This is a genomic window from Chromobacterium alkanivorans, assembly GCF_016937655.1.
GTDB classification, from domain to species: domain Bacteria; phylum Pseudomonadota; class Gammaproteobacteria; order Burkholderiales; family Chromobacteriaceae; genus Chromobacterium; species Chromobacterium alkanivorans.
Map to the genome: position 1 here is coordinate 46216 of NZ_JAFHKL010000010.1, position 19854 is coordinate 66069.

At 63.4% G+C, this 19854-nt stretch carries 17 protein-coding genes; 11 read left to right on the forward strand and 6 right to left on the reverse strand.

All coding sequences use genetic code 11. The annotated features are described in order from the left end of the window. Positions 1–9 precede the first annotated feature (9 nt). The 4 genes from JW897_RS17515 (at position 10) to JW897_RS17530 (ending at position 3792) form a co-directional block, all read left to right on the forward strand. Positions 10–786, forward strand: a complete 777-nt coding sequence (locus JW897_RS17515; protein WP_205467089.1) for a lysophospholipid acyltransferase family protein — start codon at positions 10–12, stop codon at positions 784–786. After that, positions 746–1456, forward strand: coding sequence for a M48 family metallopeptidase (locus tag JW897_RS17520; RefSeq protein ID WP_240352272.1), 711 nt, complete (start codon positions 746–748; stop codon positions 1454–1456). The genes JW897_RS17515 and JW897_RS17520 overlap by 41 nt, the downstream gene beginning before the upstream one ends. Positions 1457–1617: 161 nt before the next feature. Then, the gene (gene gloA, locus JW897_RS17525; protein ID WP_048415040.1) at positions 1618–1998 is read left to right on the forward strand and encodes a lactoylglutathione lyase; all 381 of its coding nucleotides are present in this window, start codon (positions 1618–1620) and stop codon (positions 1996–1998) included. A 384-nt stretch (positions 1999–2382) separates the two neighbouring features. Continuing rightward, positions 2383–3792: a sodium:proton antiporter gene (locus tag JW897_RS17530; protein ID WP_205467090.1), complete on the forward strand. Its 1410-nt coding sequence runs from the start codon at positions 2383–2385 to the stop codon at positions 3790–3792. Between the two features lie 57 nt (positions 3793–3849). Here JW897_RS17530 and JW897_RS17535 read toward each other — a convergent pair whose 3' ends face one another. Next, positions 3850–5919, reverse strand: a complete 2070-nt coding sequence (locus JW897_RS17535; protein WP_205467091.1) for a multicopper oxidase family protein — start codon at positions 5917–5919, stop codon at positions 3850–3852. A 226-nt stretch (positions 5920–6145) separates the two neighbouring features. Between JW897_RS17535 and mpl the strand changes: the two genes are divergently transcribed. Then, on the forward strand, positions 6146–7525 hold the full coding sequence (gene mpl, locus JW897_RS17540; RefSeq protein ID WP_205467092.1) for a UDP-N-acetylmuramate:L-alanyl-gamma-D-glutamyl-meso-diaminopimelate ligase: 1380 nt from the start codon (positions 6146–6148) through the stop codon (positions 7523–7525). A gap of 80 nt (positions 7526–7605) precedes the next feature. On the opposite strand, the gene JW897_RS17545 is transcribed toward mpl, so the two are convergent. Then, positions 7606–8160 (reverse strand): flavodoxin family protein, encoded by a 555-nt coding sequence (locus tag JW897_RS17545; RefSeq protein ID WP_048415037.1) that lies wholly within the window; start codon positions 8158–8160, stop codon positions 7606–7608. A gap of 252 nt (positions 8161–8412) precedes the next feature. Beyond that, the gene (gene aceA / locus JW897_RS17550) at positions 8413–9711 is read right to left on the reverse strand and encodes an isocitrate lyase (RefSeq protein ID WP_019101049.1); all 1299 of its coding nucleotides are present in this window, start codon (positions 9709–9711) and stop codon (positions 8413–8415) included. Positions 9712–10173: 462 nt separating this feature from the next. Here aceA and grpE point away from each other — a divergent pair, with 462 nt between their 5' ends. The 6 genes from grpE to JW897_RS17580 all read left to right on the forward strand — a co-directional run bounded on the left by grpE (position 10174) and on the right by JW897_RS17580 (position 17372). After that, on the forward strand, positions 10174–10722 hold the full coding sequence (gene grpE, locus JW897_RS17555; RefSeq protein ID WP_048415036.1) for a nucleotide exchange factor GrpE: 549 nt from the start codon (positions 10174–10176) through the stop codon (positions 10720–10722). Between the two features lie 116 nt (positions 10723–10838). Then, positions 10839–12770 carry a molecular chaperone DnaK gene (dnaK, locus tag JW897_RS17560; RefSeq protein WP_048415035.1) on the forward strand — a complete coding sequence of 644 codons (1932 nt, stop codon included), beginning with the start codon at positions 10839–10841 and terminating at the stop codon, positions 12768–12770. Between the two features lie 143 nt (positions 12771–12913). Further along, the gene (gene dnaJ / locus JW897_RS17565) at positions 12914–14041 is read left to right on the forward strand and encodes a molecular chaperone DnaJ (RefSeq protein WP_048415034.1); all 1128 of its coding nucleotides are present in this window, start codon (positions 12914–12916) and stop codon (positions 14039–14041) included. Positions 14042–14459: 418 nt separating this feature from the next. Further along, entirely contained in the window at positions 14460–15971 is a 1512-nt protein-coding gene (locus tag JW897_RS17570; protein ID WP_205467093.1) for an alanine/glycine:cation symporter family protein, read from the forward strand. A gap of 146 nt (positions 15972–16117) precedes the next feature. Continuing rightward, entirely contained in the window at positions 16118–17122 is a 1005-nt protein-coding gene (hemB, locus tag JW897_RS17575) for a porphobilinogen synthase (protein WP_043591896.1), read from the forward strand. 61 nt (positions 17123–17183) lie between these two features. Beyond that, a complete protein-coding gene (locus tag JW897_RS17580; protein ID WP_205467094.1) occupies positions 17184–17372 on the forward strand; it encodes a hypothetical protein in 189 nt (62 codons plus the stop codon). Here the strand turns inward: JW897_RS17580 and JW897_RS17585 are convergent. From JW897_RS17585 to JW897_RS17595, 3 genes are all read right to left on the reverse strand, one after another. Beyond that, a complete protein-coding gene (locus tag JW897_RS17585) occupies positions 17369–18148 on the reverse strand; it encodes a DODA-type extradiol aromatic ring-opening family dioxygenase (protein WP_205467095.1) in 780 nt (259 codons plus the stop codon). The genes JW897_RS17580 and JW897_RS17585 overlap by 4 nt on opposite strands. Positions 18149–18296: 148 nt before the next feature. Then, positions 18297–18437: a hypothetical protein gene (locus tag JW897_RS17590; protein ID WP_156187906.1), complete on the reverse strand. Its 141-nt coding sequence runs from the start codon at positions 18435–18437 to the stop codon at positions 18297–18299. 409 nt (positions 18438–18846) lie between these two features. Continuing rightward, positions 18847–19830: a recombination-associated protein RdgC gene (locus tag JW897_RS17595; RefSeq protein ID WP_205467096.1), complete on the reverse strand. Its 984-nt coding sequence runs from the start codon at positions 19828–19830 to the stop codon at positions 18847–18849. Positions 19831–19854: the final 24 nt, after the last annotated feature.

Below are 19854 nucleotides of genomic sequence, written 5' to 3' on the forward strand. Positions count from 1 at the left end.
GTTCCAAGCATGCTGAGTTTATGGCTTCGTAACCTGCTGTACTGGCTGGTGCTGATCGTCATCACGCCGCTGTTCTTCTTCCTGCTGCTGCTGTCCGCGCCGCTGCCGCGCCGCGCGCGCCACGTGTTCGGCGTCAGCTGGGCCCTGAGCCTGCTGTGGATGCTGGAGCACGTGATCGGCCTGAAATACAAGGTGCTGGGCGCGGAGAACCTGCCCGCGCAGCCGTCGGTGATCTGTTCCAAGCACCAGTCCGGCTGGGAAACGCTGGCCTTGCAGAAGATCTTCCCGTGGCAGGTGTACGTGGCCAAGCGCGAGCTGACCTGGATTCCGGTCTTCGGCTGGGGCCTGGTGCTGATGAACCCCATCATCATCAACCGCTCCGACCGTGCCAACGCCAACCAGCGTCTGCTGGAACAGGGCCTGGAGCGCAAGCGCCACCGCTTCTGGATTACGGTGTTCCCGGAAGGCACTCGCACCAAGCCGGGCGCGGTGGGCAAATACAAGCTGGGCGCGGCGCGCATGGCCAAGCAGTTCGACATGCCGCTGGTGCCGGTGGCTCACAACGCCGGCGAGTTCTGGCCGCGCAACGCCTTCCTGAAGTATCCCGGCGAAATCACCGTGGTGGTGGGCAAGCCCATCGTGCCGGGCGAAGAGCTGGGGCCGGAGGCGATGATGAAGGAAGCCGAGCAGTGGATCGAGGCGCGTCAGCGCGAGATCGGCGGCGTCGGCCCGTTCGCGGACGCGGATGAAAAGCGCAAGCGTCTGGCTGCGTCTGCCGCTGCCTGACGGCGAGGTGGACGTGGTGCTGACCCGGCGGCCGCGTAAGAGCGTGGGCATCCGGGTCAGCGCGGGCAGGGTGGAGCTGGTGGCCCATCCGGCGGTCAGCGCCGCCCGCCTGCGCGAAGTGTTGCTGGAGCGTCGCGACTGGATCGCCGGCCATGTGGCGCGGCAAAGACAGGCGCGGCGGCAAGCCGACGATCTGAGCCAGCTGCGCTGGCGGGGAGAGGCCCTGCCCATCGTGCTGGCGGCCGGCGCGCGGCGCACGGCCAGGCTGAGCGCGGACGGTTTGATTGTTACCGGCATCGGCGACGGCGACGCGGCCGCCTTGAAGCAGGCGGTGCGCCGTTTCTTCAAGCGAGAGGCGGCCTTGCGTTTTCCGGCGCGGATGGCGGAACTGGCGCGCGGCTGCCGGCGCCAGCCCAGCGGCCTGCAGTTGTCGTCGGCGCGCACGCGCTGGGGCAGTTGCACCGCGGCCGGGATGATCCGCTTGAACTGGCGCTTGCTGCAAGCGCCGCCGGCGGTGCTGGACTATGTGATCGCCCATGAGCTGGCCCATCTGGAACACATGAACCACTCGCCCGCCTTCTGGGCGGAGACCGCGCGCCTGTACCCGGACTGGCAGGCGGCGCGGCGCTGGCTGAAGCTGCACGGCGCCGGGCTGTTCCATTTTGATTAATGAATAAAGAACCGGTTCATGATCTTGCGAGCTAGAGCGAGACAAGGCGTTGTGGCTGAAAAAGCGGAGTGTACATACGGTACATGAGCATTTTGAAGCCGGTTTCAACGCCGTATCGCCGACGCGCAGCAGATCGTGAACAGGTTCTAAGGAGAAGAATGATGCGTTTACTACACACCATGCTGCGCGTGGGCAATCTTGAGCGCTCGCTGGCGTTTTACCAGGAAGTGCTCGATATGAAGTTGCTGCGCCGGCAAGACTACCCGGACGGCCGCTTCACCCTGGCCTTCGTCGGCTACGGCGCGGAAGAAGAGCAGACGGTGCTGGAGCTGACCCACAACTGGGACACCGAGTCCTACGAACTGGGCAGCGGCTACGGCCACATCGCCGTCGAAGTGCCGGACGCCTACGCCGCCTGTGACATGGTGCGGGCCAAGGGCGGCAAGGTGAGCCGCGAAGCCGGCCCGATGAAGCACGGCACCACGGTGATCGCCTTCGTCGAGGACCCGGACGGCTACAAGATCGAGTTCATTCAGCGCTGAGCGGCGTTGTCCGCGGGACTTTGAACCGGTTCTAACCCAGGGCCGGCGGCACGGAGCCGCCGGCCTTGTTTCATCAAATGCTTAATTAGCGTGGCAATCGCGCAAAACGCTTGGTTCCGATGCCGGTTTTCCTTGTCCGGACTGCCAGAGTTATGGGACGATGTAACGCTTTGTAACCATTTTGGCCCCAAGCGGACGCGCCGCTCCCGCGGAGACGAGATTCGCTGAGGTCTGATATTAGAAAGCGTCAGCGCAACGGCATCCGGCTGCCGCGTCGCTTCAACAATATCGCCGGAATCCACACTTTGCATAGCCTGCCCAAGCCAGACTTGACGCAGGCGATGGCGCTTTTATCAATGGGCGTCATGCCCCTCGGGAAGATAGATGACCAAAACACTCTTTAGCGCCGCCGCGCTGGCCCTGCTGCCGGCGCTGGCGCAAGCCGCCGAACTGGACGGCGCCACGCTGAGCCTGGCCTGGGGACTGCCGTTTGCCGGCATTTTGCTGTCCATCGCGCTGTTCCCCATATTCGCGCCGGGCATCTGGCACCATCACTTCGGCAAGATCACCGCGGTCTGGACCGTGTTGTTCCTGGCGCCCTTCGCCGTGGCCTACGGCCTGGGCACCTCGATGGCGCTGATCGTCCACGCGCTGTTCGCCGAATACATTCCCTTCATCGTGCTGCTGTTCTCGCTATACACCGTGTCCGGCGGCATTCTGGTCTGGGGCTCGCTGCACGGCTCGCCCAAGCTCAACACCGCCATACTGGCGATAGGCACCGCGCTGGCATCCATCATGGGCACCACCGGCGCGGCGATGCTGCTGATCCGCCCCTTGCTGCGCGCCAATGAAAAGCGCAAGCACAATGTGCACGTGGTGGTGTTCTTCATCTTCCTGGTGGCCAATATCGGCGGCGGCCTGACCCCGCTGGGCGACCCGCCGCTGTTCCTCGGCTTCCTCAAGGGCGTCAGCTTCGGCTGGACGGTGCAGCACATGGCGCTGCCGGTGCTGGTGTTGTCGCTGGCGCTGCTGGCCATTTTCTACGCGCTGGACAGCTATCTCTTCAAGAAGGAAGCGCAGGCGGGCACGCTGCCGGAAATCGACCGCTCCAAGGACAAGCCGATCAAGCTGCACGGCAAGCGCAATCTGTTCCTGCTGGCCGGCATCGTCGCCGCGGTATTGATGTCCGGCATCTGGAAGCCGGGCGTGAGCTTCGACATCATGGGCACGCAGGTGGAGCTGCAGAACATCATCCGAGATCTGGCTCTGATCGGCCTGGCCTTCGCCTCGCTGTGGATCACCCCCAAGCAAGTGCGCGCCGGCAACGAATTCAACTGGGATCCCATCCTGGAAGTGGGCAAGTTGTTCGCCGGCATCTTCATCACCATCGGCCCGGTGATCGCCATCCTGCGCGCCGGCGCCGACGGCCATCTGGCCGGCCTGGTGCACATGGTGTCCGACGCCAACGGCCAGCCGGTCAACACGATGTATTTCTGGATGACCGGCATCCTGTCCAGCTTCCTGGACAACGCGCCCACCTACCTGGTGTTCTTCAATCTGGCCCACGGCGACGCTCAGGTACTGATGGGCCCGATGGCGGACACCTTGCTGGCGATCTCCATGGGCGCGGTGTTCATGGGCGCCAACACCTATATCGGCAACGCGCCCAACTTCATGGTCAAGGCCATCGCCGAACACCGCCATGTGAAGATGCCGAGCTTCTTCGGCTATCTGGGCTGGTCCTGCGCCATCCTGCTGCCGCTGTTCGTGCTGATGACGCTGATTTTCTTCTGAGTCAGCCGCCTCTCGTGAAAAAGCCCGCTGTCGCGGGCTTTTTTCATGACGGGCCGCTCAATGATGGCCAAAGGCGGTGCCGCCCTTGCCGTCCGGCAGCGCGATGCGGATGTTCTGCATCATGCCCTGGTCCTCGTGGTCCAGGATGTGGCAATGCAGCACGAAGTCGCCGATATAGCGCTGATAGCGGGTGCGGATGGTGATGGTGTAACGGCCGGCCGCGGCGACCTTCGGGTCATTGCTGGCCTTGAGGTTTTTCACCCATAAAGTGTCTTTCCAGACGTTTTTCAGACCGCTGTACTGGGTATCGCCCGGGTCCATCGAATCCGGCGCGCCTTCCGCGCTGACGTCGTTGCCCTTGGGATCTACTATCTTGACGATCTGGAACGGGTTGACGTGGATATGGTAGGGGTGACTGACGAAGTCGGAGCGCAGCGTCCACTCGTCCACGCCGCCCAGTTTCAGGGTGCGGTCTATGCGCTCGCCGGCATAGGGTTTGCCGTCCACCTGGAAGAAGGCGGCGCCGGGTTGGGATACGTCGATGTTGAACGTCAGCGTCTGGGCGCCGGTCACTTCCTTGGGGTCTATGTCGGGATGCGGCACAAAGCTGCTCAGCCTCATCCCATTGCGCAGTTCCGCGCTGACCTTGTTGGCGACGGCGGGCGGGAAGTGGGCGCGGGCGGCGCCGGTCAGTACCTCCTGCAAAGGTCGCGAGGGCTGGCCGGGAGCAACGTCCACCACGCCCAGCAAGCGGGCCGACGGCGCCGAGCGGTCTATGGTGCTGCTGACCTTGACGTCGTTGATCAGGCAGTACTTGCCGGCGCTGGGGAAGGAAACCAACGCGTCCCAGCGGTAGCCGGGCTGGAACACCACGCTGTTGCGGGTTTGCGCCTTGCCCATGGTCAGGCCGTCGGCGGCGATCAAGGGCAGGTTCAGTTCCGCGCCGCTGCAATAGTCGTTGACGTAACCGTCCATCTGTTTGGCTAACAGGCCGGCCAGCGGCGGCGCGCCGGCGCTGAGCCGGCGCAGTTTCAAATTGATGGTGTCGCGCACGCCGGCGTGAACCATTCTCCAGCGCTCCACGTCGCCGGCCCGCGCCTGCATCATCTGGCCCAATACCACGCCGTTGATGCTGGTGTAGCGGCCGGATTCTTGCCAGGTCTTGGGGCCGAATTGATCGTAGCCCTCGATGCCGCCGGTATCGCCGTCGTCGCAGCGGTAGCGTTGGTCCTCCTCGTTGGGCGGCGTGGAAGTGTTGCCGTAGGTCTTGATCATGCCCTTGTTTTGTCCGGCCTTGAAGCGGCAGGCGTACTGGATTTGCTGGAACACCAGCACCCGCTCGCGGAAACTTGCTCCGGCATAGGGCTGCAACAGGGTGTCGATGTCGCCGTTCTGTTGCGGAGTGGGCTGCCGAGTGCCGCGCACGATCAGCGCGCCGGCCATGCCGCTGGACACCTGCAGCGCGGTGGAACCATGGCGATGGGTGTGATACCAGAAGGTGCCGGCCGGGTGGTCGGGCGGAATGTTGTACTCGTACTGGAAGCTGACGCCGGGATTGATGGAGATCAGCACATTGTCGCTATTGCCGGCCGGATTGATCCAGAGCCCGTGGGTATGCAGATTGGTGCCGTTGAAACAGTGCGGCTGATTGGCGCTGCCGCCCTGATCGGTGCAGCTGGGATCGCGGATGGGCTTGCCGTCGGCGTCGTGGTCCAGCTTGTTGTTCAGGCTGATGCGCACGGTCTGTCCGGGGTAGACCTCGATCAGCGGCGCGATGAAGGGCGTGGCGCTGGGCTGGGAGGATGTCGGCGTCGGGGCTGGGCTGAGCGCGCCGGGCAGGTAGCTGCGCAGCGCCACCTTGTCGTAATGGATCTGCCCGGGGCGTTCCAGCGAAGGGTTGCGAATCCAGCCGTAGCGATAGCGGATGTCCAGATCGTAAGCGACTTCACGCGGGGCGGCCTGCGGCTGGTCAAGCTCCAGCGGCGCGCGAAGCAGGGCGGCGGGGATGGCCAGCAGCCGCGGCGGGTTGTCTATCTGCGGGAGGTCTTCGCCGTGGCCGGTCGCCGCGAGCAGCAGCGCGGCGAGGCCTAGCGGAACGGGAGCGAGGCGAGCGGTGAGCATATTCATCTTGGTCTCCGAGTTGGCGTGTTTGCCCACGGACAATTGCGGGGCAGCCAATTCAGCCTAGTTCCAGATCGACGCCGTTTAAGCCTAATGTCATGTTTTGTCGGAGTGGGCTGATCCGAAGGACAGGCGCGGCCGGCCGCGCCGCGGCTTGCGAGCCTGGATGTCGGCGGCGGCCGCTTTCCGGTATGCTTGCCGTTTTGCCGTTTTCAATACGCTGAACCGAACTATGCACATCCATATCCTGGGCATCTGCGGCACCTTCATGGGGGGCATCGCCGCTATCGCCAAACAGGCCGGCCACAAGGTGACCGGCTGCGACGCCAATGTCTATCCGCCGATGAGCACCCAGCTGGAGGCCATGGGCGTCGAACTGATTCAGGGCTTCGGCGCGGAACAGGCCGACATCGGCGCGGACATCTTCGTGGTGGGCAATGTGGTGACGCGCGGCAAGCCGTTGATGGAAGAGATCCTCAACCGCGGCCTGCCTTATATTTCCGGTCCGCAGTGGCTGGCGGAAAACGTGCTCAAGGATTTGTGGGTGCTGGCGGTGGCCGGCACTCACGGCAAGACCACCACCAGCTCGATGCTGGCCTGGATACTGGAGGACGCCGGCCTGGCGCCGGGCTTCCTGATCGGCGGCATTCCGCAGAACTTCGGCGTGTCGGCGCGCCTGCCCGGCGCGCCGCGCCAGGACGCGGCCAGCGTCAGTCCCTTCTTTGTGATTGAGGCCGACGAGTACGACACCGCCTTCTTCGACAAGCGCTCCAAATTCGTTCACTACCGGCCGCGCACCGCGGTGTTGAACAATCTGGAGTTCGACCACGCCGACATTTTCGCCGATCTGGCGGCGATAGAAACCCAGTTTCACCACCTGGTGCGCACGGTGCCGGGCCAGGGCCTGATCGTCAGCAACGGCCGCGAGGCCAGCCTGGACCGGGTGCTGGAGCGCGGTTGCTGGACGCCGGTGGAGCGCTTCGGCGCGGACGCCGGCTGGCAAGCGGGCGAGGCGGAGGCCAACGGCCATTTCGACGTGCTGTTCAACGGCCAGATCCAGGGCCGGGTGCGCTGGGAGCTGATGGGCGAGCACAACCGTCTGAACGCGCTGGCGGCGATCGCCGCCGCCCGCCATGTCGGCGTGGCGGTGAGCGTCGCCATCGACGCGTTGTCGCGTTTCCAGAACGTCAAGCGGCGGATGGAAGTGCGCGGCGTGGCGGCCGGGGTCACGGTGTACGACGACTTCGCCCACCACCCCACCGCCATCGCCACCACCGTGGCCGGCCTGCGTCACAAGGTGGGCGGCGCGCGCATCCTGGCGGTGCTGGAGCCGCGCTCCAACACCATGAAGCTGGGCACGATGAAGGCGGCGCTGCCGGCGTCGCTGGCCGACGCCGACCTAGTGTTCTGCTCCGCCGCCAATCTGGGCTGGAACCCCGGCGAGGCGCTGGCCGAACTGGGCGAGCGGGCGCAGACCTTCGACGACTTCGACGCGCTGCTGCAGGCGGTGGTTGACGCGGCGCGCCCGGGCGATCAGGTGCTGGTGATGAGCAACGGCGGCTTCGGCGGCATTCACCAGAAGCTGCTGGACCGGCTGGCCGCGCGCGGCTGAGCGACGAGCATCGATGCAAGAAAGGGGGCCGTTGGCCCCCTTTGTCTTTTTACGGCGCGCAGCAGGTCGTAAACCGGTGCTTAGCCGCGCAGCTTGGCGGCAATGCCGGCCACGCGCTGGCCGTAGGCCTTGGCGGTGTCCAGGTCGCCTTGCGGGATTTCGTCGACGCTGGCGTCTGACGGCGACTGCACTAGCAGGCCCACCGAGCCGCCCAGATTGTTGATGTCCTCGCGGCTGGCGTTCTTGGCGTTGCTGGGCAGCAGGCCCAGGCTGACCCACAGGCCGCCGTGCTGGGAGGCCAGGGTTTGCAGATAGATCAGCGATACCTGCTTGTCGCCGTTCAGGCTGGCGCTATTGGTGAAGCCGCCGAACACCTTGTCCTGCCAGCCGCGGGTAAACCAGACTTTGGAACTGGCGTCGGCGAATTTCTTGAACTGCCAGCTTGGGCTGCCCATATAAGTGGGCGAGCCGAAGATGATGGCGTCGGCGCTGTTCAGCAGGTCCCAGGCGCCGGCGGGCAGATTGCCCTCGGCGTCGATGGCCAGCAGCTGCGCGCCGGCGCCGGCGGCGACATGCTGGGCCACTTGCTGGGTGTGACCGTAACCGGAGTGGTAAACAACGACGACTTTTGCCATGGCGGGCCTTTCATATTGCCGTGAATTGAGAAAGGCCTGCCGCGCGGCAGGCCTTTGCCAAGTATTGGCGATGAGGATGAATTGAAAAAGCGTCGCCGGATGAATTAATTATTTAGCTGAATTAAACAATCCCGGCGGTTCGCCGCGCTCCCGGAGTCGCGAGTCGCACATTCGAATGGCGGGGTTTTTGCCGCGTCTGCCAAATAAAAACGCCCACGGCTTCGTGGGCGTTTTCTCGGCTTGAGCCGCGGCTTAGTGGAACTGCTCTTCCTCGGTGGAGCCGGTCAGCGCGGTGACGCTGGACTGGCCGCCCTGGATCACGGTGGTGACGTCGTCGAAGTAGCCGGTGCCCACTTCCTGCTGGTGGGACACGAAGGTGTAGCCGCGCTCGCGAGCGGCGAACTCTGGCTCCTGCACTTTCTCGACATAGGCGGACATGCCGCGGGCAACATAATCCTGCGCCAGATCGTACATGTTGTACCACATGTTGTGGATGCCGGCCAAAGTGATGAACTGGTACTTATAGCCCATCGCGCCCAGCTCGCGTTGGAATTTGGCGATGGTGGCGTCGTCCAGGTTCTTCTTCCAGTTGAAGGACGGCGAGCAGTTGTAGGCCAGCAGCTTGCCCGGATGCTTGGCGTGCACCGCTTCTGCGAACTTGCGCGCAAACTCCAGGTCCGGGGTACCGGTTTCGCACCAGACCAGGTCGGCGTAGTCGGCGTAGGCGATGGCGCGGCTGATCGCCTGCTCCAGGCCCTTCTTGGTCTTGTAGAAGCCTTCCGCGGTGCGTTCGCCGGTCAGGAAGGGACGGTCGCGCTCGTCGCAGTCGCTGGTCAACAGATCGGCGGCTTCGGCGTCGGTACGGGCGATCACCAGGGTGGGCACGCCGTAGACGTCGGCGGCCAGGCGCGCGGCGATCAGCTTCTGCACCGCTTCCTGGGTCGGCACCAGCACCTTGCCGCCCATGTGGCCGCATTTCTTCACCGAGGCCAGTTGGTCCTCGAAGTGCACGCCGCCGGCGCCGGCGCGTATCATCGCCTTCATCAGTTCATAGGCGTTCAGCACGCCGCCGAAGCCGGCTTCGGCGTCGGCCACGATGGGGGCGAAGTAGTCGATGAAGCCGGCGTCGCCTTGAGCCACGCCCTTGGAATGCTGGATTTCATCGGCGCGGGTGAAGGCGTTGTTGATGCGCTCCACCACCTTGGGCACCGAGTCCACCGGGTACAGCGACTGGTCCGGATACATCGCCGAGTATTCGTTGTTGTCGGCGGCAACTTGCCAGCCGGACAGATAGATGGCCTTGACGCCGGCCTTGACCTGCTGCATGGCCTGACCGCCGGTCAGCGCGCCCAGACAGTTGATGTACGGCTCGCTGTGGAGCAGGCCCCACAGCTTGTCCGCGCCGTTGCGCGCCAACGAGTACTCAATCTGCAGCGAGCCGCGCAGCCGTTCCACATCGGCGGCGCTGTAGCCGCGCTTGATGCCTTTCCAGCGGGGGTTCTCGTTCCAGTCTTTCTGGATGGCTGCAATGCGTTGTTCGCGAGTCGTCATGCTAAAACCCTTCTCGATACGTTTCTGTGCGCGCCGACAGACGCCGGCGTCCTCATTAAGCGATCAGTTCCATCCGGTTTTTCCGGATTTTCTTGCGGTCGGCCCTCATGGCGCCGGCTCGGCATGCCCGCCGCGCCAAGCCCGTGGATAGGGGCCGCCCGGCGGTGCACTTGCGGGTGTGGCTCAATTATTAGCACAAAAAAAATGGCTTGTGTGCAGTGCAGCACAAAGAAAATTGTTGATTTTCAAAAGCTAACAGCAACTTTCCTAAAACGAATATTGCAGCTCGCTCAAGCGTTTGCTTTTTGAAAATAAAAGTCCGCAAACGCACATCGGCGCGCTGGAGCCCAAATACGGCGGTCTGACGCCGTTCAGTCGTTCTCGGGACTTGAATTCCGCGACGAAGCCCCTACCTTGAGTCGGGACTATTCGTACCGCTGAATCCAAATCCGAGGAATCGCCATGCAGGACAAGCAAAACATCGCGGCAGACGCCGTGGACAATGACAATATCGACGCGACGGTGGCGGAGCAGGCCGTAGAGCAAGAGCTGAGCGCGGAGCAGCAGATCGCCGCTCTGGACGCGGAAGTGGCCGAACTGAAGGACGCGCTGCTGCGCGCCCGCGCCGATCTGGAAAACCAGCGCCGCCGCGCGCAGGAAGACGTGGCCGCCGCGCACAAGTACGCGATCAGCAAGTTCGCCGGCGAGCTGGTGTCGGTGAAGGACTATCTGGAAATGGCCTTGCTGGACCAGAGCGGCCAGATCGACACGCTGAAGATGGGCGTGGACATGACGCTGAAGCAATTGGTCTCCGCCTTCGACAAGGCGCAGATCAAGGACATCGCTCCCCAGGCCGGCGACAAGCTGGATCCGCATCAGCACCAGGCGATGAGCGCGGAAGAGGCCGACGCCGAACCCAACACCATCGTGCGCGTGATGCAAAAAGGCTACCAGATCTCCGACCGCGTGCTGCGTCCGGCGATGGTGGTGGTGGCCAAGGCAAAAGCATAAAAAAGGGCGGCGTGCTCCTCTTGAAATAATGGGCATAGCCAATACCTATTGAGACAACAGGCGGTCGCTATCGAGCAAATGGCCGCTGAAACGAATTGAGATAAAGGAACTTCGACATGGGTAAAATCATTGGCATCGACTTGGGCACCACCAACTCCTGCGTATCGGTAGTGGAAGGCGGCAACCCGAAAGTGATCGAGAACGCCGAAGGCGCTCGCACCACGCCGTCCATCATCGCTTACATGGACGACGGCGAAATCCTGGTCGGCGCGCCGGCCAAACGCCAGGCGGTGACCAATCCGCGCAACACCATCTACGCCGCCAAGCGCCTGATCGGCCGCCGCTTCGAAGACAAGGAAGTGCAGAAGGACATCGATCTGATGCCTTTCGAAATCCTGAAGGCCAAGAACGGCGACGCCTGGGTCAAAGTGCGCGACCAGGAACTGGCTCCGCCGCAAATCTCCGCCGAAGTGCTGCGCAAGATGAAGAAGGCCGCGGAAGACTATCTGGGCGAGGAAGTGACCGAGGCGGTGATCACCGTGCCGGCCTACTTCAACGACAGCCAGCGTCAGGCCACCAAGGACGCCGGCCGCATCGCCGGCCTGGAAGTGAAGCGCATCATCAACGAACCGACCGCCGCGGCGCTGGCCTTCGGCCTGTCCAAGCAGGAAGGCGACCGCAAGATCGCGGTGTACGACCTGGGCGGCGGCACCTTCGACGTGTCCATCATTGAAATCGCCGACGTGGACGGCGAACACCAGTTTGAAGTGCTGGCCACCAACGGCGACACCTTCCTGGGCGGCGAAGACTTCGACCAGCGCGTGATCGACTACATCGTGACCGAATTCAAGCGCGAACAGGGCGTGGACCTGAAGAACGACGTGATGGCGCTGCAGCGTCTGAAGGAAGCCGCTGAAAAAGCCAAGATCGAACTGTCCAGCGCGACTCAGACCGAGGTCAACCTGCCCTACATCACCATGGACGCCACCGGTCCGAAGCACTTGGCGATGAAAATTACCCGCGCCAAGTTCGAAAGCCTGGTGGAAGAGCTGGTCGAGCGTTCGATCGAACCGTGCCGCGTGGCGCTGAAGGACGCCGGCCTGTCGGTCAACGACATCTCCGACGTGATCCTGGTCGGCGGTCAGACCCGCATGCCCAAGGTGCAAGAAAAGGTTAAGGAGTTCTTCGGCAAGGAGCCGCGCAAGGACGTGAACCCGGACGAAGCCGTGGCCGTGGGCGCCGCGATTCAGGGTTCGGTGCTGTCCGGCGACCGCAAGGACGTGCTGCTCTTGGACGTGACCCCGCTGTCGCTGGGCATTGAAACCCTGGGCGGCGTGATGACCAAGCTGATCCAGAAGAACACCACCATCCCGACCAAGGCGTCGCAGGTGTTCTCCACCGCCGACGACAACCAGACCGCGGTGACCATCCACGTGTTGCAGGGCGAACGCGAGAAGGCCTCCGCCAACAAGAGCCTGGGTCAGTTCAATCTGGGCGACATTCCGCCGGCGCCGCGCGGCATTCCGCAGATCGAAGTGGAATTCAACATCGACGCCAACGGCATTCTGCACGTGTCGGCCAAGGACAAGGCTTCCGGCAAGCAGGCCAACATCACCATCCAGGCTTCCTCCGGCTTGTCCGAAGCCGAGATCCAGCAAATGGTGAAGGACGCCGAGGCCAATGCCGAGGAAGACAAGAAGCTGCACGAGCTGGTGACCGCGCGCAACCAGGCCGAAGGCCTGATCCACAGCGTGAAGAAATCGCTGGCCGAGCACGGCGACAAGATCGACGCCGCCGAAAAGGCCAAGATCGAAGACGCGGTGAAGGCGGCCGAGGAAGTGGCCAAGAGCGAAGACAAGGCCGAGATCGAAGCCAAGACCGAAGAACTGGCCAAAGCCAGCCAGAAGCTGGGCGAGATCATGTACGCCCAGGCTCAGCAGGCTGAAGCTGGTGCCCAGCAGGGCGGCGCGGAAGCGCAGGCGGGCAAGCAGGAAGACGGCAACGTCGTCGACGCCGAGTTCGAAGAAGTGAAGAAAGACAAGGCTTAATCGCCAGCCGATGTCTTGACGCCTGATGACCGGGCCGGGCCCGCCGGAGAGTTCCGCGGCTCGGACCGGTCATTGGCGTATGGTGGCCGGCCGCGTTCGGTAGCTTGCTCCCGAGCGGGCTGAATTTTGAGAGAGACAGGAACATGTCCAAGAAAGATTACTACGATGTGTTGGGCGTCAACCGCGACGCCTCCGACGACGACATCAAAAAGGCTTACCGCAAGCTGGCGATGAAGTATCACCCGGACCGCAATCCGGACAGCAAGGAAGCGGAAGAGAAGTTCAAAGAGGTCAAGGAAGCCTACGAGATTCTGTCCGACAGCCAGAAGCGCGGCGCTTACGACCAGTTCGGCCACGCCGGCGTGGATCCGCAGGCGGGCGCCGGCGGCGGCGCGGGCTTCGGCGGTTTCGGCGATTTCGCCGACATCTTCAGCGATATCTTCGGCGGCGGCCGTTCCGGCGGCGGCGGCGGCGGGCGTTCCAACGTTTATCGCGGCGCGGACCTGCGCTACAACATGGAAATCTCGCTGGAAGAGGCCGCCCGCGGCTGCGAGAAGCAGATCCGCATCCCTTCACACGAAGAGTGCGAAGTCTGCCACGGCAGCGGCGCCAAGCCGGGCACCCAGCCCAAGACCTGCTCCACCTGCGGCGGCCACGGCCAGGTGCGGATGAGCCAGGGCTTCTTCTCCATCCAGCAAACCTGCCCGACCTGCCACGGCACCGGCAAGCAGATTACCGATCCTTGCACCAGCTGCCACGGCGCGGGCCAGAAAAAGACCAACAAGACGCTGAACGTGAAGATCCCGCCCGGCGTGGACGAGGGCGACCGCATCCGCCTGTCCGGCGAAGGCGAGCCCGGTCAGAACGGCGGCCCGTCCGGCGATCTCTACGTGGTCACCCACATCAAGCCGCACGCGGTGTTCCAGCGCGACGGCATGGATCTGCATTGCGAGATGCCGATCTCCTTCTCCACCGCGGCCTTGGGCGGCGAAGTGGAAATACCCACGCTGGACGGCATGGCCAAGGTCAAGATCTCGTCGGAGACCCAGAGCGGCCGCGTCTATCGTTTGCGCGGCAAGGGCGTGAAGGCGGTGCGCGGCACCGATTACGGCGATCTGCACTGCCACGTGGTGGTGGAAACTCCGGTCAAGCTGACCGAGCGTCAGAAAGAGCTGCTGCGCGAATTCGACGCCATCAGCCAGGGCGATGTGGCGACTCACAACCCGCGCTCCAAGTCCTTTATGGACAAGCTGAAGGACTTCTTCGGCTAAGAACGTGTTTACGATCTCGCGAGCAAGAGCGAGACAAGGCGAAAACGGCTGAGAAAGCGGAATGTACGAGTGGTACATGAGCATTTCGAAGCGGTACTCACCGTGTAACGCTCCACGCAGCGCAGCAGATCGTAAACAGGTTCTAAGCGGGTCCCGGCGGCCATCGCGGTCGTCATGGCAACAACGGCAAGCGCGAGCTTGCCGTTTTTTTATGCGCGCACGATTGTTTTTTCGGGTCAAATGTTTTTGGGTAACTTGTTGTAATGAGCGTTTTTTTAAAATGAATTATCTGGAGGGTTCCGGTTTTCGGCCTTATCTTGGAGAGGCCCCGGAACCCCGCTCCGGGGCGAAAACATAAAAATATCCGGACGTCCGCCGTCAGGCGCGGCGCATCCGGCTTCGCTCAAAGGAGAGTTTCATGGATGAACTGGTCAACGCCGTCAACGGCGTCATCTGGAGCCCGGCGCTGATTTACCTGTGTCTGGGCGTGGGTCTTTACCTGTCCGTGCGCACGCGCTTCCTGCAGTTGCGCCACTTCAAGGAAATGCTGCGCTTGATGTTCAACACCGAGAGCACCGCCAGCGGCGTGTCCTCGTTTCAGGCGCTGGCGATGACGCTGGCCGGCCGCGTCGGTACCGGCAATATCGCCGGCGTCGCCACCGCGATCACGTTCGGCGGGCCGGGCGCCGTCTTCTGGATGTGGATGGTGGCCTTCCTCGGCGCCAGCTCGGCCTTCGTCGAATCGACGCTGGGCCAGGTCTACAAGGAGAAGATAGACGGCCAGTACCGCGGCGGCCCGGCCTTCTATATCGAGAAGGGGCTGGGCATGAAATGGTATGCCTGGCTGTTCGCCATCACCACCATCGTCGCCACCGGCGTGCTGTTGCCGGGCGTGCAGGCCAACTCCATCGCCGCCTCGCTGAACACCGCTTTCGGCATCGCGCCCACCGTCACCGCGGCGGTGCTGGCCATCATCCTGGGCTTCATCATCTTCGGCGGGGTCAAGCGCATCGCCTTGTTCGCCGGCGCGGTGGTGCCCTTCATGGCCTTGGGCTACATCATCGTCGCCTGCGTGATCATCGCGCTGAACATCGAGCAATTGCCCGGCGTGATGGCGCTGGTATTGAAGAGCGCGTTTGGCCTGGAGGCCGGTTTCGGCGCCATCCTCGGCCTAGCCATCCAGTGGGGGGTGAAGCGCGGCGTGTATTCCAACGAAGCCGGCCAGGGCACCGGCCCGCACGCCTCCAGCGCAGCCGCGGTGTCGCACCCGGCCAAGCAGGGACTGGTGCAAGCGTTCTCGGTGTACATCGACACCCTGTTCGTCTGCTCCGCCACCGCCTTCATGCTGCTGATCACCGGCCAATACAATGTGCAGGGTCCGGAAGGGCAGGCCATGTTCACCGGCATCGCCGGCGTGGCGGCGGGTCCGGGTTATGTGCAGATCGCGATGGAAAGCATGATGCCTGGCTTCGGTTCCATCTTCGTCGCGCTGGCGCTGTTCTTCTTCGCCTTCACCACCATCGTCGCCTACTACTACATCGCCGAAACCAATATCGCCTTTATCAACCGCAAGATTCAGCTGCCCTGGCTGAGCTTTTTGCTGAAGATCGCGCTGATGGCGGCGACGGTGTACGGCACGGTCAAGACCGCGGATCTGGCCTGGGGCTTGGGCGACATCGGCGTGGGTCTGATGGCCTGGCTTAACATCATCGCCATCATCCTGCTGCAAAAGCCGGCGCTGGCCTGCCTGCGCGACTACGAGGCGCAGAAGGCGAAGGGGCTGGACCCGGTGTTCCATCCGGAAAAGCTGGGCATCGTCAATGCCGCTTACTGGGAAGGACGGCGCGCGGAGGACAATCTGGCTGCGGAGTTGGCGGCGCAGGCCGGCAAGCCCGCGGATGAAGACAAGCTGGCGCCGCGCAAGGGCTGAGCGGATGCGGACGGCGCCGGCATCCGGCGTCGTCGGCAAGCCGGGCGTGCAAAATTCAGAACACTCTGTTTTGCCGGCCGGCATCCGCTGCGGGGCGGCGGCAACAGGCGTACAATGGCCGGGCTGATCCTTCTAATGGAATTGTCATGATTTTCGCCAATCGCTATTTTCCCGCCACTCGCATGCGCCGCATGCGCAAAGATGAATTCTCCCGCCGCCTGATGCGTGAAAACGTGCTGACCGCCAACGACCTGATCTATCCGGTATTCGTGATGGAAGGGCAGAACCGGGTGGTGGAAGTGCCGTCGATGCCGGGCGCGCCGCGCCAGACGCTGGACAAGCTGTTGCACACCGCCGAACAGGCGCTGGAACTGGGCATCCCGATGCTGTCGCTGTTTCCGGTGATCGAGTCGGGCAAGGACAATAGCGCGCAAGAGGCTTACAACCCGGAAGGCCTGGTGCCGACCGTGGTGCGCGAGTTGAAGAAGCGCTTTCCCGAGCTGGGGGTGATGACCGACGGCGCGTTGGACCCGTACACCATCCACGGCCAGGACGGGGTGATGGACGACAGCGGCTACGTGCTCAACGACGAAACCACCGAGATCCTGATCAAGCAAGGCCTCTGTCACGCCGAGGCCGGCGTGGACATGTTCGGCCCGTCCGACATGATGGACGGCCGCATCGGCGCGATCCGCGAGGCCTTCGAGGAGGAAGGCTTCATCCACACCAAGATCCTGGCGTATTCGGCCAAGTACGCGTCCGGCTTCTACGGCCCCTTCCGTGACGCCTTGGGCTCGTCCGGCAATCTGGGCAAGGCTGACAAGAACAACTATCAGATGGACCCGGCCAATCTGGACGAAGCGATCCAGGAAGTGGCGCAGGATCTGGAGGAGGGCGCCGACGCGGTGATGATCAAGCCGGGCATGCCCTATCTGGACGTGATCCGTCGGGTGAAAGACACGTTCCGGGTGCCGACCTTCGCCTATCAGGTGTCCGGCGAATACGCGATGCTGAAGGCCGCGTTCCAGAACGGTTGGCTGAACGAGGAAAAGTGCATGCTGGAAAGCCTGATCGCGTTCAAGCGCGCCGGCGCGGACGGCATTCTGACCTATTTCGCGCTGGACGCGGCGCGCTTGCTGCGTCAACGCTGAGCGTCGCCAAGCAATCCATTGCGCCCCGGCTCAGGCCGGGGCGTTTTGCATGGGAACGGATATGGACTTGATGCATTCCACGCTGTTCTGGATCGTCATCGCCGCCGCGCCGGCGGTGACGGCGCTGGGCATCCTGATCCGGCTGGCCAGGCGCGAGCCGCCGCCGGATCTGCCGGCCGGGGTCAAGCCCTTGGGCTGGGACGACGAGGAGCGGGACGAGGACGCCGAGCCGCCGACAAAGGGCGACTAGTCGAAGCGCCAGCAGGCCATGGACAGATTGCCCATGCGCCAGTCGTCGTGCAGCTTGACGGCCGTCGCGTCGCGGCCGCCGGCGCCCAGCGCAATCCACAAAGGCGCGATGTGCTCGTCGCTGGGGTGGTTGCGGCGCGCGTCGGGCGCAAGCCGCAGCCAGTCAGCCAGGGCTTCATGCGCGCCGGTCTCCAACTGCCGGTCCAGCCAGTCGCGGAAGGCCAGCGCCCACGGCGCCGGCTCCGAACCTTCCGGCGCCAGCGCGCGCAAATTGTGGGTGTAGCTGCCGGAGGCGACGATCAGCACGCCCTCGTCGCGCAGCGGGCGCAGCGCTTCGCCTATGCGCATCAACTCGGCGGCGGAGGCCTGGTGCGGCAACGACAGATTGACGATGGGAATGTCCGCCTGCGGATACATCAGCATCAGCGGCGTCCAGGCGCCGTGATCCAGGCCGCGCTGCTCGGTGCTCTGCGCCGGAAGTCCGGCGGCGGCGAACAATTCATGCAGGCGCGCGCACAGCGGCGCATCGGTGTGCGCCGGGTAGTTTAGGCGGTACAAGGCCTCGGGAAAGCCGTAGAAGTCGTGAATGGTTTCCGGGGTCGGGTTGTGGTTGACTACCAGGCCGCGGGTTTCCCAGTGCGCGGAAACGATGACGATGGCGCGCGGGCGCGGCAACTCCGTTCCCAGCCGGGCGATGAAGTGGCGGCTTGGGCTGTCTTCCAGCACCAGGGTGGGGGCGCCGTGCGAGATGAACAGCGCGGGTAGGCGAGCGGTCATGGCTGAAGCTTTCATTCAAGAGATGGCTTCAGCTTAAGCCACGGCGATTCACTGATAAACCGCAGTTTATTGGCTTTATTGTTTACTGGTTGGAAATAATTTGGCGAGAAGACGGCCAGCCTGCGAGGGGACGGCTGGTTCAGGGGGCTTAGCTTAATCCGCCAAGCAGGATGGCACAGCCGGCGATGAAGATGAGGAAGCCCGCGACGCGACGCCAATTGCGCTTGCCTTGCCTGCTGGCCAATGGCTGCCGTTTCAACCTTCTCAGCTGTTGTCGGTACATGGTCATTTGACGCTCCTATGTTTGAATGATAATCATTTCTATTTGAATGTCAAAATAAACGCTCTCGCTTGGAGCGTTGGAGGGAAGGACGGTTGCGCGCCGTCGGCGTCGCGCATTGCGGGACGGACTGCGGCAGTTGGGCGGATTCGCCAAGGCGTCGCGGTTTATTGCAGCCAAGCGAAATTGGCGCACAACTCCAGCCAGAACGCTGGCCAGTCTGCGGCTTTCATCGGGGTCTCCGTTGTGGGGATGTTCCGAGTATCGCCTGGCGATCTATATTTGTGAAATTGATTGTTTTTTGTTTTTAATTAGCTGCTTGCTATGGGGTGGGTTTGTCGCCCGAGAAAGGGATGAGAGAGGGCGGAGAAGGGAGGGTGCCGCCCCGCAAGCGCTCCGCTCGCGGGGCGGGACGGCGTTAATCCCAGGGCACTTCCGCGGCGTTTTCATCGACGACGGCGGGACGGCTGTCCGTCGCCGGAGCGGCGGCGGCCGGGCTGGGCGCATCTTCCAAGCCACCCAACGCGGCAACCAGCGCGTCCACCAGTTCGCCCAGTTCTTCGCTCATCAAGGTGAAGGTGGCTTCGAACAGGCTTTCTCTATCGTCGCCGGCCTGGCTGGCTTCGTCCTGCAGCAGGTCCAGGAACTGCAGCCGTTTCAACTGCAGCATATCGGTCAGCTGGAAGCGGATCTTTTCCTGCCAGATCAGGCCCACCCGGGTCACTTGCTTGCCGGTGGCGATGTGCTGGCGGATTTCGTCCGCGGTCAGGTCGATGCGCGCGCAGCGCACCACCGCGCCGTTCTCGCCGCTGTCCTTCAGCTCGCAATCGGAATCCAGCTCGAAGCCGGCCGGCGCTTCGCCGGCCGCCAGCCAGTCCGTCATCGCGGTGTGCGGGGCGATCTTGGTGCGCGGCAGCGCGGCGGGGAAGGGAGGCAGCGCCTCGCGCAGCTTGGAGACCAGCGCCTCCGCCTTGCTGGCGGCCGCCGAATCCACCATCAACCAGCCGCGGCGGGTATCCAGATAGGCGCTCATCCGGCTGCTGCGCACGAAGGCGCGCGGCAACAAGTCGTCGGTGATCTGTTCTTTCAGCGCCAGCTTTTCCTTGCGGCCCACCTTACGCAACTCCTTGTCTTCGATCTCGGCGACTTTCAATTCGACGAAATCGCGGATCACCGACGAGGGCAGTACTTTGTCCTCGCGGCGCAGCGACACCATCTGGCAGCCGCGCACGGCGTAAACCGGCGCATCCAGATGGCCGGAGGCGGGCACCCAGCCCTCGCTGAACCAGTCCAGCCCCATGCAGTGCTGGAATGGACGCTTTTCCAGAGCGGCGGAAAGCTGTTCGTTGTCGGGGGCGTCGTCTTGATTCAAACGGTAAAAAGATAGTTGCCTAAACCACATATTTGTTCCATAATGCGCGTCCTC

Coding starts and splice junctions, on each gene's coding strand:
- grpE (WP_048415036.1), top strand. CDS start 10,174: ATGCAGGACAAGCAAAACATCGCGGCAGACGCCGTGGACAATGACAAT.
- dnaK (WP_048415035.1), top strand. CDS start 10,839: ATGGGTAAAATCATTGGCATCGACTTGGGCACCACCAACTCCTGCGTA.
- JW897_RS17515 (WP_205467089.1), top strand. CDS start 10: ATGCTGAGTTTATGGCTTCGTAACCTGCTGTACTGGCTGGTGCTGATC.
- hemB (WP_043591896.1), top strand. CDS start 16,118: ATGATTTTCGCCAATCGCTATTTTCCCGCCACTCGCATGCGCCGCATG.
- aceA (WP_019101049.1), bottom strand. CDS start 9,711: ATGACGACTCGCGAACAACGCATTGCAGCCATCCAGAAAGACTGGAAC.
- dnaJ (WP_048415034.1), top strand. CDS start 12,914: ATGTCCAAGAAAGATTACTACGATGTGTTGGGCGTCAACCGCGACGCC.
- JW897_RS17585 (WP_205467095.1), bottom strand. CDS start 18,148: ATGACCGCTCGCCTACCCGCGCTGTTCATCTCGCACGGCGCCCCCACC.
- JW897_RS17520 (WP_240352272.1), top strand. CDS start 746: ATGAAAAGCGCAAGCGTCTGGCTGCGTCTGCCGCTGCCTGACGGCGAG.
- JW897_RS17535 (WP_205467091.1), bottom strand. CDS start 5,919: ATGAATATGCTCACCGCTCGCCTCGCTCCCGTTCCGCTAGGCCTCGCC.
- JW897_RS17545 (WP_048415037.1), bottom strand. CDS start 8,160: ATGGCAAAAGTCGTCGTTGTTTACCACTCCGGTTACGGTCACACCCAG.
- JW897_RS17580 (WP_205467094.1), top strand. CDS start 17,184: ATGGACTTGATGCATTCCACGCTGTTCTGGATCGTCATCGCCGCCGCG.
- mpl (WP_205467092.1), top strand. CDS start 6,146: ATGCACATCCATATCCTGGGCATCTGCGGCACCTTCATGGGGGGCATC.
- JW897_RS17590 (WP_156187906.1), bottom strand. CDS start 18,437: ATGACCATGTACCGACAACAGCTGAGAAGGTTGAAACGGCAGCCATTG.
- JW897_RS17530 (WP_205467090.1), top strand. CDS start 2,383: ATGACCAAAACACTCTTTAGCGCCGCCGCGCTGGCCCTGCTGCCGGCG.
- JW897_RS17570 (WP_205467093.1), top strand. CDS start 14,460: ATGGATGAACTGGTCAACGCCGTCAACGGCGTCATCTGGAGCCCGGCG.
- JW897_RS17595 (WP_205467096.1), bottom strand. CDS start 19,830: ATGTGGTTTAGGCAACTATCTTTTTACCGTTTGAATCAAGACGACGCC.
- gloA (WP_048415040.1), top strand. CDS start 1,618: ATGCGTTTACTACACACCATGCTGCGCGTGGGCAATCTTGAGCGCTCG.